The sequence below is a fragment of the Natronorubrum sp. A-ect3 genome, from assembly GCF_041821125.1.
Taxonomy (GTDB): domain Archaea; phylum Halobacteriota; class Halobacteria; order Halobacteriales; family Natrialbaceae; genus Natronorubrum; species Natronorubrum bangense.
In genome coordinates, this window is record NZ_JBGUBB010000003.1 from 92607 (window position 1) to 106392 (window position 13786).

Annotated in this window: 9 protein-coding genes; 3 read left to right on the plus strand and 6 right to left on the minus strand. The window is 57.8% G+C overall.

Annotation, left to right across the window (positions count from 1 at the left end):
* Positions 1-106: 106 nt before the first annotated feature.
* From ACERJA_RS12490 to ACERJA_RS12505, 4 genes are all read right to left on the minus strand, one after another.
* On the minus strand, positions 107-2569 hold the full coding sequence (locus ACERJA_RS12490) for an AAA family ATPase (RefSeq protein WP_373608571.1): 2463 nt from the start codon (positions 2567-2569) through the stop codon (positions 107-109).
* 235 nt (positions 2570-2804) lie between these two features.
* A complete protein-coding gene (locus tag ACERJA_RS12495) occupies positions 2805-4076 on the minus strand; it encodes a hypothetical protein (RefSeq protein ID WP_373608572.1) in 1272 nt (423 codons plus the stop codon).
* Positions 4077-5720, minus strand: coding sequence for a hypothetical protein (locus tag ACERJA_RS12500; RefSeq protein ID WP_373608573.1), 1644 nt, complete (start codon positions 5718-5720; stop codon positions 4077-4079).
* A 43-nt stretch (positions 5721-5763) separates the two neighbouring features.
* Positions 5764-9153: a tubulin-like doman-containing protein gene (locus ACERJA_RS12505; RefSeq protein ID WP_373608574.1), complete on the minus strand. Its 3390-nt coding sequence runs from the start codon at positions 9151-9153 to the stop codon at positions 5764-5766.
* Positions 9154-9551: 398 nt separating this feature from the next.
* Between ACERJA_RS12505 and ACERJA_RS12510 the strand changes: the two genes are divergently transcribed.
* Together ACERJA_RS12510 and ACERJA_RS12515 are read left to right on the plus strand one after the other, a co-directional pair.
* Positions 9552-9884, plus strand: a complete 333-nt coding sequence (locus ACERJA_RS12510) for a hypothetical protein (protein WP_373608575.1) — start codon at positions 9552-9554, stop codon at positions 9882-9884.
* A gap of 38 nt (positions 9885-9922) precedes the next feature.
* A complete protein-coding gene (locus tag ACERJA_RS12515; protein WP_373608576.1) occupies positions 9923-10669 on the plus strand; it encodes a hypothetical protein in 747 nt (248 codons plus the stop codon).
* 338 nt (positions 10670-11007) lie between these two features.
* Here ACERJA_RS12515 and ACERJA_RS12520 read toward each other — a convergent pair whose 3' ends face one another.
* Together ACERJA_RS12520 and ACERJA_RS12525 are read right to left on the minus strand one after the other, a co-directional pair.
* Entirely contained in the window at positions 11008-11403 is a 396-nt protein-coding gene (locus ACERJA_RS12520) for a PD-(D/E)XK nuclease family protein (protein WP_373608578.1), read from the minus strand.
* A gap of 280 nt (positions 11404-11683) precedes the next feature.
* On the minus strand, positions 11684-12319 hold the full coding sequence (locus ACERJA_RS12525) for a homing endonuclease associated repeat-containing protein (RefSeq protein ID WP_373608579.1): 636 nt from the start codon (positions 12317-12319) through the stop codon (positions 11684-11686).
* A gap of 194 nt (positions 12320-12513) precedes the next feature.
* On the opposite strand from ACERJA_RS12525, the gene ACERJA_RS12530 reads away from it, so the two are divergent.
* A complete protein-coding gene (locus ACERJA_RS12530; protein WP_373608580.1) occupies positions 12514-13431 on the plus strand; it encodes a hypothetical protein in 918 nt (305 codons plus the stop codon).
* Positions 13432-13786: the final 355 nt, after the last annotated feature.

A 13786-nucleotide genomic window follows, 5' to 3' on the forward strand; every position in this document is an offset into this window, starting at 1 on the left:
CTGCGACGACAGACCGGCGAGGATCGGGGCGTACGCGAAGAGGCTGGCGTCACGGTATCCGTCTCGGTGCACATCTTTTAAGCCGTATCGTGCTCGATCGCGGACGTTATGCTGTCAACTTATTAACTGCTTCCTCAAGGTCCTGCTGAGTGACTGACGCATCGCCGTCACCGTCTCTCGTACGGCGCATAGCGATACGCGCAGTTTCGGTCGCGAGGTGAGCTATGTCACTGGCAACAAAGCTGTCGGTACTCTCGGCAAGCCACCGATCATCGATATCGCCGACCGGTGCATCAAGATGCACGTAGAACAACTCGACACGGGTTGATGCCTCCGGTGGCGGCACTTCGATTTGCTCGCCAAGGCGCCCGGACCGTAGCATCGCATTGTCGATTTCATTCGGCCGGTTCGTCGCCGCCACCACGATCACATCGTGCTCCCCGTCGTTGAGCGTCGTCAACTCCTCAAGGAACTGATTAACCATCTGCCGTTCGCTCTTCGTCTGGTGACCCGACCGATCGGACGCGAGCGCGTCAAGTTCGTCGATGAAAACCAGACACGGTTGGTTCTCCCGCGCCTCAGCGAACAGTCGCTGGACGTTCTCGGCGGCACCGCCAGTCCACTTGCTAACCAGGTCGCTGGCTCTCGCTTCGACGTAATTAATACCGAGCTCCCCCGCAAGCGCTTTGGAAACGTGCGTCTTCCCGGTCCCCGGCGGACCGTAAAGAAGGAAACCGCGTTCGACACCGATTCCGAATTCCTCGTATCGCTTGGGGTTCTCAAGAGGATCAATGACGGTCTCGTGCAATGTCTCTTTCAACTTGTCCATTCCGGCGACGTCCGAGAAATCGATCGATGGTGGTTGCCGGACGAATTCGCCGACGTCGCCGCGTTCGGTTCCAACCTCGTCGATAGCCACGAATACATCGTCGGCCGTGACAATCGTTTCCTCGTCAGTTTGCCGCTCGCGATTCGCCGCCCGCCGAGCTGCACGGCGGACGACTTCGACCACGTCGCTGGCGGAATAGCCGCTCGTTTTGCGGACGAACTTGTCACGAGGAACTGACTCGCTCGGTGCAGTGAGTTCGGACTCGAAAATCTGCCATCGCGCATCACCGTCGGGTTTCGGAAGTTCGATCTTCGCGTCGAATCGTCCTGGCCGGAGAATCGCATCGTCGACGGCGTCGGGCTTGTTCGTCGCACCGACGACGAGGAGTTCGTCGTCAGACTCGATGTTCGAGAGTTCCTGCAGGAGTTGGTTAACCATCTTCTTCTTGTCTTCGTGTTGCTGACCCGACCGATCAGACGCGAGCGCGTCGAGTTCATCGATAAAGACCAGACACGGCTGGTTTGCTCGCGCTTCGGCGAACAGCTGTTTGAGGTTCTCGACACCCTCACCGATCCACTTGCTCTCGATATCACCGACGTCGATTTCGGCGTAGTTAGCCTCGAGCTCACCGGCCAGGCAGCGTGCCGCGTGGGTCTTCCCCGTCCCCGGCGGCCCGTGGAGCAGAATCCCGCTATCGGCGGCGACACTAAACTTCTCAAACACGTCACCCCCTTCGAACGGCTCGATAACGTTCTCACGAAGGCGAGTCTTCAGGTCGTCCATGCCCGCAATATCGTCGAAGTTATTCGTGGGCGGCTCGGTGACGAACCTCGTTTCCGTCTGCCCAGTTTCCTCATTCGACCCTGAACCGTGCTGTGGCGTTTCCTCGGGCGACTGGTGCTGCGGTTCGCCCTGGGAGAGGTGTTCCTGAAGCGCCTGACTCGCTTGCTCGCGGACGTGGGGGTTCTGGTCCTGCGAGAGGTCCTCAAGCATATTGACGGCCCGGTCGCACGGGAGCATCCCCAGTCCGATCGCAGCCGAGTGTCGAACTTCGGGATCTTCGTCGGAGACCGCCGGCGCAATCGCCTTCGCGAACTCGTCTGCTCGGTCGGGTGCGGCGACGCCGAGGTTTCCGAGCACGACCACGAGTTCCGATCGAACCTCAGAATCCTGGGTATTCATCGCCAGTTCAATCGCCTCCGCGTGCTCGAGCACGACGTCGGTGTAATCTCGAGAGAACCACCCGAGGGCTGCAGCGGCGTGTCCCTGCACATGGTGATACTCGTCGTCCAGCAATTCAACGAGTTTGGAGACGATGAGCTCCACATCATCCGGAATCGCCTTGACGACTTTTCCGGGCGCATCTTCCGACGCAAGCGCGATCGTACGAACCGCGTTGTTCCGCGTTTCCTCGTCTCGAGCGTTGAGGTACGAATACGCATCTGCGGCCGCGTCTACGGTCGGCCGCTCCTGCAATTCGTAGGTATGGTAGCGACGTTTAACATCGCTTCGTGCGTTCCAGCCGGCGTATGCCACCATTCCGAGCGCGGCGAGAACACTAAACGTGAGACCAGAGTCGCTATCGATACTAGAAACCGCATCTAGCGGCGTGAGCAAAACCGTGAACGTCAGTCCGAACACGAGGTAGAGCCCGAAAAATCCGAAGAGAGCGACGACGACGTTACTGGCCGTTTTCCACTGGCCGTGCTTGAAGTAACTCTCCCGGAAGGAGTCTCGCATGTAGTTCGTGACGAGCGCGAATCCATTCCCAATTCGTCTAAGAGCTTGTCCACCGGACGATGGATCAAGGAACTTCCCGTTCATCCGATCTATCTGACCGACGGCTTACCTATAAACGACAAAACCAGCCGGCTATCGAGGGTCCCTCGAGGAACAGAAGTACTCCCGTACAGGATACAAAATAGCTCGATAGCACTCTGATCTTATGTACCCACGTCGAGCCTCGGTCGTCTTTTCACCGCTTTGTAAGTACGATCCCGATGAATAAGACCGTCGCCAATACCGTGAGGGTCAAAAGGGCGATCGGGGGAGTCACGCTGGGAAGGGATGGTCCCGTAGTCGGAATCAGTTCGCGTATTTCGGGACCATACCCCTGCGAAAGAATGAGTAAGACGCCAGCAGTCCCGGCGATGAAGCCTCCGAGAACGAGCGCGAGTACGATAGGTTTGATTCGGTCGCTTGAGTATGAACGTGGCAAATCAGAATCGCCGCTGAACGTCTCGACTAGCGATTCACTGCGATCACGTCGATTGGCGTCTGACCGCGCGCTCGCAGCCGTATCTCCGTTCGTCGCCGCTCCCTGTCGGCTACTCGTGCTCGAGGAGTTGTCGGCAGAATCCGAGTCGAGAGGGCGAACACACTCCTTAGGATTGTCGTCCGCCGATCGGCCATCGCGTGCGCCGCCGAACGGTAGCAGGCACCGCCAGAGCGAACTGTCCATTTCGTTCTCTGCGTCAGGAAGCCGATCACTCACTTGCTCCCGAATCGCCTCGTCGTCCAACCCGAACTGGCGAAGGTCGGAGACGACGTCATCTACCGGTTGGATCGCCTCGTCGATTTGTCGCTTGCGGCGGGTGGTTCGCAGTTGGTCAATGAGCTCATCCGTTGATTCGGACCACACGGGACTCTCGAAACTCTCATCGACGACGACGACGTTTTTCGCTCCAAGAGGTGCATCAACGTCGTCGTCAAGTGATGTCGTCTGCCGGCACACCACGAGGGGTTCGCCGGCCGAAAGCGCTCGCTCGAGAGCGGCGAGGGCCACTTCATAGGAGGGCACGCCGCAGCGAGTCGTTTCGGACCGAGAGACAAGCAGATCGAACTCATCCGGTGGGGTGACGTCGTCGTATCGGTCGAGGAACAGGCAGACGTACGCAAGTTGGTCGCGATCGGCAGAACCAAGCTGCAACTCCGTCCCTGCGAGCGCGGACGAGACGTGCTTCTCGAGGTCCGCCACTGAATCGATGGCTGTCGCCTCGACGACCGCGTAGCACGTTTGCGACCGGCTCGTGCCGTCACTCACTCGCACCGAGAGGTATACCCACTCCCCGTCGAAGGCGACGGGCGCTTCGGAAGCGAAGAGTCGGCTCACCGCCGTGATGCGCTCGACTTGCAATTCCGACCCGTCAGCCGGCGAGCGAACGCAGTTCTCGCGGCTGTCGTAGATGTGAACGGGTGGATCGTCCGCTTCATTTGGTTCGTCGTGGGTGGGGTTGTAGTTCGGCATCTAAAGATCCTCCATCAGGCGAGTGAATCCGAAGGGCGTGAGTGGGCCGGACGACCGTCGAACGGGAACACGCTGTCCGTTCTCCGACACGGTCGTTCGGAAGTATACCGGATAGACCTCGTCGACACCCGACCTAGCGAGGAGCGCGTCGGTCATGTCCTGGCGTTTCAGGTCTTCCGTGACAAGTTTCGCGAACCGGTCGAGTTCGGTGCGGTCGTAAATGTCGATGCCGTAGTGATCGCGGTACTCGGTGTCGAGAATGTCCGCTTTCGTCACGACGAACACGATGCGTTTCTCGTCGCCGTACTCAGACAGAATCGAATCGTACGCGACGATATCTGCAAGCGATGACTCCGAAGGAGTTCCCGCAGACATTGAGGCATTTGCGGACTTATCCGCACGATCGGACTCACCGCTTCCCTCGGTGTTGTTCCCCATTTCAGCGAACGAACTCGAAATCCCGCCGTCGGTCGCCACTCGCGATTCGCCGAACAGTTCCTTCGCATCGAGCAGGAACAGCAGCGTATCCGCACGTTCGACGTGGTCCTTCATCCGCTTGACGTCGTCGAGGTTCGACCCCGGAGGCAGATCGCTCCTCGAGAGGTCGTCTACGGAGAGGTCGTTCTCGAGCACGTGGGCGAGTCCAGCCAGGTTTTCCCCGGCGTAATCGAGAGACGTGACTGTCACGTCTCGTGGCAGAACTGAGCCAGACTCACGGATGTACTCGAGCAGTTCTGTGTTTCCGGCGTCGGTACTATCGATATACCAGCCGGCGTCTTCGGCATCCTGAGTCCGAACCCACTGTTCGAGTTCGGTCGCTTTCTCCGTAAGCGCGCTTGAGGCAGAGTGGGTCGTCGCTGCGTCGGTCTGGCGATCTTCGAAGTAGGCGCCGAGCATGAAATACGTCTTTCCGGTCCCGGATGGACCAAGGACGACCGGTGTCGACGACCGGTCGTACCGCACGAAGTTTCGGAGCGACCACGTCAAGCCAGTGATGACGAGCAGGTCGGTGACGAGGTTCTCCAGTCGCACATCCAGGAACCAGTGTGGCTCGGCAGTCACGCCCTCGAGGGTGACATGCAGGGAGGGGTAGACAAACGTCGTCTCAACGAACATCGCGGCGGCACTGAGGACGATCACCCCCGCGGTGAGGCGCGCGCCACGTCGGAACTCGGTTGTAACGGTTCGGTTTCGGTCAACCAGAACGGTTGGGGAGACGAATCCCACGCAGGTGACAACTCCGGCGAGGAACCCGAGTCCGAGCGGAAGCAGGTAGTCGCCGAGCGACTGCATGACAATTTGCGGGATGAATCCCGCGTGCGCTATGAGGGCATAGCCGAACGCGCAAACGCCGGCCAGCAGCAGTGCAGCCTGGGCTTTCTTTTTCCGATCTAACAGGAGTACCCCGAGGAGTCCGAAGAAGGCACCAACGACGAACGCCTGTAGGACAGCCAGCGTCAGCCCGACGGGTTCACCAAGGGTGAGCACCGTCTGCGTAATGTGTCCTGGGTCCCCGCTGTACCATCCGCGCCAGATCAGGTCCGGCAACAGAGCCAGACAGATACCGATGACGATGACGTTGAGCAAGAGCTGTACGAGTTCCTTCCGTTCAGCCGTCGAGAGCCGTGTGTTGGTATTGAACATGAGTGTGGATTAAATCGAAGGTGAATACTGAGAGCTGACCGTCTCAGTACGCGTCGTGCGACTCGTCGAGCGTGGGCCCGGTTCGAGCATCACCGGTCTCGTTTGAGCGTCCGGTATCGGCCGATTCGTCACCACCTCCATCGGTGGTAATCGAAACGGTGTCCGCATCTTCGTCCGCCAGTTCGGTGTCCGTGTCGCCGTCCGAACCCGACTCCGCATCCGCCTCGAGTTCGGTGTCGAAGAGAGTCGTCAAAATCTCCTCACGAACCTCATCCTCAGCGTGCGAACCACGCAAGTAGAAGTCCCGCTCCGCGAGCGACTCCAGATTGATGTGCTCCGTCCGTCGGACGAGTTTGCCCTCCTCGAGTTGGTAGGCGTGGTGGAGTTTCGGAGACGTTCCCGTCGACAGTTCTTCGTACTCCTCGCGGAAGTTTCGGCTCGAGACGACCCGAAGGTTGTCCAAGAAGACGCCGCTGATGAAGGTGTGGACCCCCACGTCCCAATCGGCCCCGATGGGAGTGCCGCGCTCGTCTTCCACTTGGAACACGCCGACGCTGTCGGTGACCGAACCGGGCGAAGAGACGGCGAAGCCCTGATCGATTCGATCGGCAATCTTCGAACTCGTTTCGACGAGTTCGCCCCGGATCGGGGCGACCAAGCCGATGTTGACGTCCGTCCCATAGTAGTTCGCGTTCGTGCCGGTGAGTTGGCGGTGAGCCAGCCCGTGATATTCTGCATCGTGAACGTTCTCAATGACGTCCTCGAGCCCCCCTTCGAACGTCTGGCGCTCGGCGCGCGAGTCAAAGAGGTTGGCCTCCGAGAGTCCGCTCTTGCGAGCGGTTGCCATCAGATTCTGCGGGCGAAGGGTACAGCGGAAGTCGAATCCGTCTTCGGTCCCGAAGGACGTCCCGATCGACTGGTACTCCTCAGCTGCTTCAGCCGCGCGGTCGCGACACGCAATGTAATCGGCGTAGGGCCCGCCCAGAAGCGAGTCGAAAAGAGAGTCGGTCGCTCGGTACGCGTCACGGGTCAACCGCGCCGACCCCAGTTTCTCCTTCGCTTCTGTCAGTTCTTCCTGCAATCCGCCATCGTCGGTCAGCACCTCCTCGAAAACGCGTTCAGCGACGGACACCGGCTCGGTACCGTTTTTTACAGCAGTCCGAATGCGATTAACCTGCTCGTCGACGAGCGTCGGCTGTCCGTCACCGGCAGCCTCGACAGTTCCACCGTCGCTCTCGGGAACGACGACCTGTGCACAGCGGACGATTTCAGCCTGCAACTCCTCGACGCGGGCGGCAACTCGCTCGGCGCGTCCGTCGACGTCGAAGACTACCGAGACGCCGAACTCTTCGGTGGCCGGTTTGATGCTGAATATGTCCGTCTGCTCCAGTTCCTCGTGAAGGTCGCGCAACCGACGAGTCGCATCAATGTCGGCGTGTTTGCTTCTGCCGAAGGATGTCAACCGATCGAGCAGCCCGTCGCTCCCGGTCGCGTTCAGCGACGTCTTTCGGGCGTCAACGAGTTTCGCACAGGCCTCTCGGACGGTATTTCGGTCCACGAGCGTAAAGTCGGAGAAAGCGCCGACCCTGACACGATCCTCGTAGTCAGCAAGTTCGTTGAGCGCCGTCGTCACCTCCGCGTCGGACACATGCTTGAGTTCGTCGGTTGTCTCGGCGCTTTCGACAGCGACGCTGTGCTCGTGCAACGCCTCCCTCAGTGCCGACAGCAGGGTTTTCGCCTCCGCAACGTCGTGGGCTGCCAGTTCCTCACGAGCAGTGACTGTTTCGCTCGTCCAGCGGTCCATTGCCTCTTCGACGGCGTCGGACTGACTCTCGCGGTGTGCTCGAAGCTCTTTCTGGAGCTGTTCGACCGTTTGCTCGTGCCGACGAACCGTTCGTTCGCGGCGCTCGACGTCAAGGTTTGCTCGCGTTGCCGAGAGATCGCGGCGCATCCCGCGACGGAGCGGAACGAAATCGCCGACGGCCGACTTCAGCTGCGTCTGGTCGATCGCCTGCCGACGCACGAGAAGTTCGGCCTGTTCGGCCACTCGCCGAACCCCCGACGCCAAAGTTTCGCCGAGGAGTTCGTCGAGGTCGTCGCGAGCGTCGTGCCGAGCTTCGATCGATCCTGTATAATTTTTAAGTCGGCGAGCGAGGGCGACCGGGTCACCTTCATCGACGTCCCCAAGTGCGCTCTCGTAGGCATCAACGAACCGGGCTGCCGACGCGTACTCGAGTTCGTCGAACAGTTCCTCGGTCGCGAGCCCATGAAGTTCTTCGAGGCGTTCTCGGAGGGCCTCGATGGACTCGTCAGGAATGTTCCCGACATCGGGGTCGGCTTCGACGGTCGCGAGGTCAGCAACGCCCAATTCACGGTAAAGTTCGCGCAGTTCGTCGACGACCTGTCGCTCGATTTCGGCGGCTTCACACCGTGCCTCGAGGCGCGTCTCCATCGCAGACCGGGCTTCATCAATCGCCTCGACGTTATACGAAATTACCTGTGGCACGGCGACCGTGAACGGCGCGAACGAGTACGTCCGATTGAACTGTTCCTCGCCGGTTGCCGCGTAGTAGGACACGACCGACTGACAGAACGCCTCGTCGAACTCCTCGAGCCCGTCGGCATCGAGCTGGTTCCCCTCTTTCCCCTCGTAATCGGAGGGATCGAGATGGTAAAGAACGACGTCTTCCAGCGGGTCAGTTTCCGAAAGACGCATCGCCTCGAGCTCGCACAACGTCGCGTACGCGTTGGCGTGAACACCGTCGCTGTCTTCCGTCGAGCTGGGCAGGACGCCGAAGACGACGAGTTCGTTGTTCGGGTTGCTCTCGGTAAGCGACCGAATGACATCGAAGAGCATCCCCGAACCACTGCCGCCGCCGAGTCCGACGAAAATCGCGACCTTGCACGGCCGTGTCGTCTCGAGCGCTGAAGACACTTCATTTCGACTGGCCATCGCTCGGTAGAGCGTCGCTTTCGCGAGTCCACGCTGGCGGTGGACCCCTTTCGCGAAGTTGAGGTTCTCGTCGACATCCGCTCGCTCGAGCCACCAGTCGTCCGGGTCCATCCCGTTTGCCTCGGCGATCGCTTCGACCTCCTGATCGCCGGTCAGGACCGTTGCATTCATCATGTTCATGTTGCGCGAGACCAGAACCGGGTCAATCGTCACGTCACCCGGACGCGTATCGTGCTCGCCGTGGTACCTGTCTTTGAGTTCGTCCCGGCGGCGCCGAATGTCCTCGATTCGTGCCTGCTTTCGATTCATCTCCTCGGTCGCCGTGTCCAGCAGTCGAACGGTAACGTCCTCGGGTCGAGACGAGCGCGGACGAACGATCCGGTCGAGAATCCAGTCCTGCTCGAGAAACTGGAGCGCGAGTTCGGTACCACCGCCGCCGAGGCCATACACCACATCGGGTGCGAAGTCGTTCGTCGTCACACCCACTCGAAGGGACAAGTGCGGTATAAACCAGAAAGAGATATTCATCATAGAATGTATTCCTTTATCGGTTGAAATTCTCGGGGACGAACCTGAGAACCGAAATCTCGCCGCTTGATAGTCCGATAGTGAAGTTCGAGACTCCAGTACGAGAACCGGCTCGGAGTCAAGTATGAGGCACTCGGACATCAACTGCTGTGGTATCGACAACAACCAAACTGTTCGATCACTCCGCCACCCGCACCGTATCGGTGGTATCGGTTGGCCAGATGTTACGTCCGGCCGTACGACGGTCAGTTGGAGCGGTTGCTTCTCACAAATCTCATCCGCTAACGGACGCTTTGCTCTGATTCGCTTTCATTTCGGATTTATGCCCGTTCAGGTCCCTTGAGATATCTGTGGCGAAAAACGAACTCGATGAACGGCTTGCCGAAGTACGGCTCGGCGAAGAGGTAGCGTTGATCGTCAAGCCAAACGATGACGAGGACCGGCGAATCGATATCGACGCAACCGCAACCATGATCGGTGATCCGTTCGTGTTCGAGCTGTCGAATATGGCCTCGACTGGTTCAGATTTCGCCAGTTCGATGGCCTGCTCGGAAAATCCTCCCGGACCCGCCGACGCCGCCGAGTTCGAGGTATACGTGGTCAGACGCATCGACGGCTGCTTTTCTGTTTGCCGAGACGGAACCCTGTTTGGCGAACTGCGATCGATCGTCCGCCAGCCCTGACTTGTACCGATCGTCAGTTTCGAATTCCATCACAATACATGTTTGAAGACTGTAACTCAATCGCAGAGATTCGATCGCGAGTACGCGAAGGTCCGTTTCACGACGATGCGAGTGAGGTTCTCAGAGAGGGACAACCGGCTGCTGACACCGATGCTGTCGACAATAGCGAGGATCGAACGCAATCGTACGTCGATCCTGCATGGACAGATCGTGAACTCGAGGACCTGACGAACCAGGACTGGTTGCTCATCGCAGAACTCCTGAGTAAAAGCACCAGGGACCCCCACTTCGCCGGACTCGTCGGCGACGCTCGCGGTCGCGCCGGTTCGCTTGCGCGGTGGGCGCTCGCCACCACCACCTCGGACGTCCCCTCTAGGGATATCAATGTCGGCTGGCGACTCGAGGCGGCACCCGAACCGGACGAGTACTGGTTCTTCACGCACTCGTCGGGATACGTTCCTGATTTGCCGATGGAAGAAGAGATTCGCCGATCGAAACACAAACTCGAACGACCGATCTTTCTGAACACTCTTCTTCCAACGACGCCCAAGTCTGGTCCGTTCGAACAAGATTATCTGCTCGTCGCTGGTGTCCTTCTCGAGCACTTCAGCCACCCGTTTCCACTCAGCGCGTACTGTTCGCCGGTGTGGCGGGCTCTCGAGTTGACGTCGGTGTTCGTTCGGGCAGCAGACGCTCCTGCGGGAGACCTACATGATGCAACGGACAGCGAGTGGTATCGGCGCACGCATCCCGGCGAAGCCCCATGGAACCGACTCACAGAGTGAGTGAAGCGTAGCGACTGATAGCGGTCCGTGACCGATATGTCCCCGTTCTTCTGGTGCCGGCGAACCTCGAGTGACTCGTTATTGGATTGCGGTCCGATGTGTAAGTTGAATTGATTGTTGATTGTATCGCTGAATTCGCGCACCTAGGCTTGGCCTCGGACAGATTGATTGGTGGACGGTTCACTGACAGACCGACGCAGATACCGAGAAACTGCATCCCACGTCACGGTTCTGAACTCTTCTGATGATGGCTTGTCGCCAGACGGACGAGTCAGATACACGTAGTGCTGGTTTGCTTTGGGATACTCGTGAATATACTCTTCACCGACCGAATCCGATTATGTGCACTTGATAATCTGGTCCGTTCCTTCGGACGCCCAGACCTTCATTTCGATACAGATGAACCACTGCCCGGAATCTCTGATGACCAGATCAACTTCGCCATCGTCCATGAAGACCTGATCCTCAACTTGGACTGTATCGTTGCGCCACACTGGGACCGCATTGATAACACCTTCGTCGCATAGTGCCACGAGAAGGTACCGCAGAACGTCATTGTTCAATCCGTGTCTTTCCGACAGATCAGGTAAATACCGAAGTATCCGATTCCACACAACTTCCTGGTCGGCACGATGTGCCAGTGACAGTAGCGTCTTCTGTGACCGCTCCAACGAGAGAAGAGACTCAACCTCGCTCCGGAACAAAGACAGATATTCTCTGAGTTGACTCTCCATCGAATAGACACTTCGATCCAATTTATAAAATACGTTAGTTAACGGGGAATTCAAAATCGGACATTCAATTTCTTCTTGTGATTTTACGTTATTCCCCTTTTCTATTTTGAGTCCATATCAACCTAAATGACTGTGATTGATCCGTAGGAACTTATGAACTATCTTCGTGAAAATGCACAGTAGCTTTCGACCTCAACTCTACTTAGACTCTCATTTTCGTCATATGAGCATCTGCTGAGGTTTTGTTTTCCCAAAATAGCGAAACCATTGATAGGACAGATCAATCCTCGAAACGCCATAACCCAACTTGTTGTTCGCTTCCAACGAGACCACCACGAGACCCACCTAACCGCCGAATATAGGTTTGATACGAGTACGTGCCGTGCTGCTGGAGTTTCTCCACTGAAAGAGACCACCAGTCATCGGTCGCTGAGAACACCGGTTTGTCTGTCTTGGACTCGGTTTCCGAGTACGTCTCGTCAAGTAGCGCGACCCGCCAGAGGTCGGCGATCAGGAAGTCCTCGGGAACTCGAACAGAGGGATCGAATTCAGCGGTTTCCAATGCGGCTTCCCACGATCCGAAGCGTTGCTGGTAGGCTCGTGAGTCGAACCGACTGTGTTCGTCAAGGTCGTCTTGGTAGGGCCGCCGGTCGAGCTGGTTCGCTACTCGCCACAGTTCGCGGCATAGTTCGGCGTCAGGAAACGCTGCTTCAAGCGCGGTGGTCCAGTTCCCGAACCGGGAAATGTAGGTCTGTGGATGCGGCGAGATTTCCGGGTCGTGCTCGTCGTTGTATTCTTTGAGATTAGTGATCGTCGGGATCTTCTGGCACGTGTTGTTCACTGCTCGTAGATGCTCAATGAGCGCGGTCTCCGTGTAGCCGCGGGTGTGAGTTGTCTCGCCGTCGTGTGTCCCCATCGAACGGTTCTTATTATTTCTTCGATATAAAATTAGGTGGGATGCTCATCTGAAACGCTGATGTTTATTACGGAGGTCGTGACTGGGCAGATGTTATGTCGTACATTGTACCCGCGCAGCGGCCGCGCTGTGCTTCGACTGTTCGTGCTACGCCCGTGACGGAATCACACCGTTCCCTCCGGCGTGACTGAATCATGACCGGAGACAACATCATCGATTGGCCGATTGGGTTCACGTTGATCGACGCTGAGATTGAGTGTCGCCCGATCGATGTCAAGATGTTAGCGAAGGCGATGTTGCCAGACTCAGCTGCGATTCTCGGTGTGACCGACGCCGGTGTTTGGATCCGGTCGGTGGCGGATCGTCAGGGAACGCATGCTCATTGTCCTGCAGAAGCATTCCCAGAGTTCGAGTGTTCGACCGCTGGTGCTGTCGCGGTGTACCCGTCGCAGGTCGCTACTCTTCAATCCGCTACACTTTCTACTGACCCTGGGCACGTGTCGGTTTCACTTCACGGCGAGCGGATGACTATGGAAGCAAACAGGTTTGGTGGTACTGTGCCGACTGTGATCCCGGGTCGAGACGCTGGCTGGCATCAAAAAATTGCTGACCTTGATTTTCGTTCAATTCACGATCGGCATACTGCTGACGCCCGCGTCGTTGACTCGCAGTTTGAAGATTTCCTTGACTGGGAAGCAGACTATCCTGAGACGGAGATTACACTCACTCCGGACGGAGCGTCAATTATGACCGCATTCGGAGACGCACATTGGCCATGGGCCGAAAATGCTGGCTCCGGAGAAGCAACCTATCGCGGGCGAGAATTTCTCAAAGTGTTCGATCAGTTCTACCCGGTTGAGTCCACTCCGCGTTTCGCATGGGGTGATGACGAGACAGTCGCAATGATATTTCGCCGTGATGGCTGGCTCACAATCGGTTACGTGACCGCGTTACGAGAGTCCTCATCCGACACGTCTTGGGGTCAAGGCGAGTCCGCTACTGTAACACGACGCTGCCCAGAATGCGGAAGCCGACTTGAACGGAACTCCTCAACCGGGAATTGGAAGTGCCCGTATCCGATGTGTGGTTATCGGTCGATCACGCTAGAATGAGAGCTTAGTTGACTAGCGACCAGTTCATCACGATTGCGTGAAACATTTTTTAAGCACCAGCATCCGGGTAGTCGTGCCAGAGTCGGACTTTGGCACAGAGATCGACGAGCGGTTGGATCTGTTGCGGGCAGAATTCTAGATTCATGGTTTCCGTTGTACTGCTCACCTCGACGGTAACCGTCTCGGTTCCTGTTTGCGAAATTGCGTACGAGAGCGTTTTGAGGTTGGGTTCGGCTGGCTGGTTCACTTCTTGTTCTTTCGGTGTCGAGGTGCGAGTACACTCTAACGTATAGCACAATTCCAGCACGCACTCGGTGAATGTTCTATAGGTATTCCTATAGTAAGAGTGGTCTTC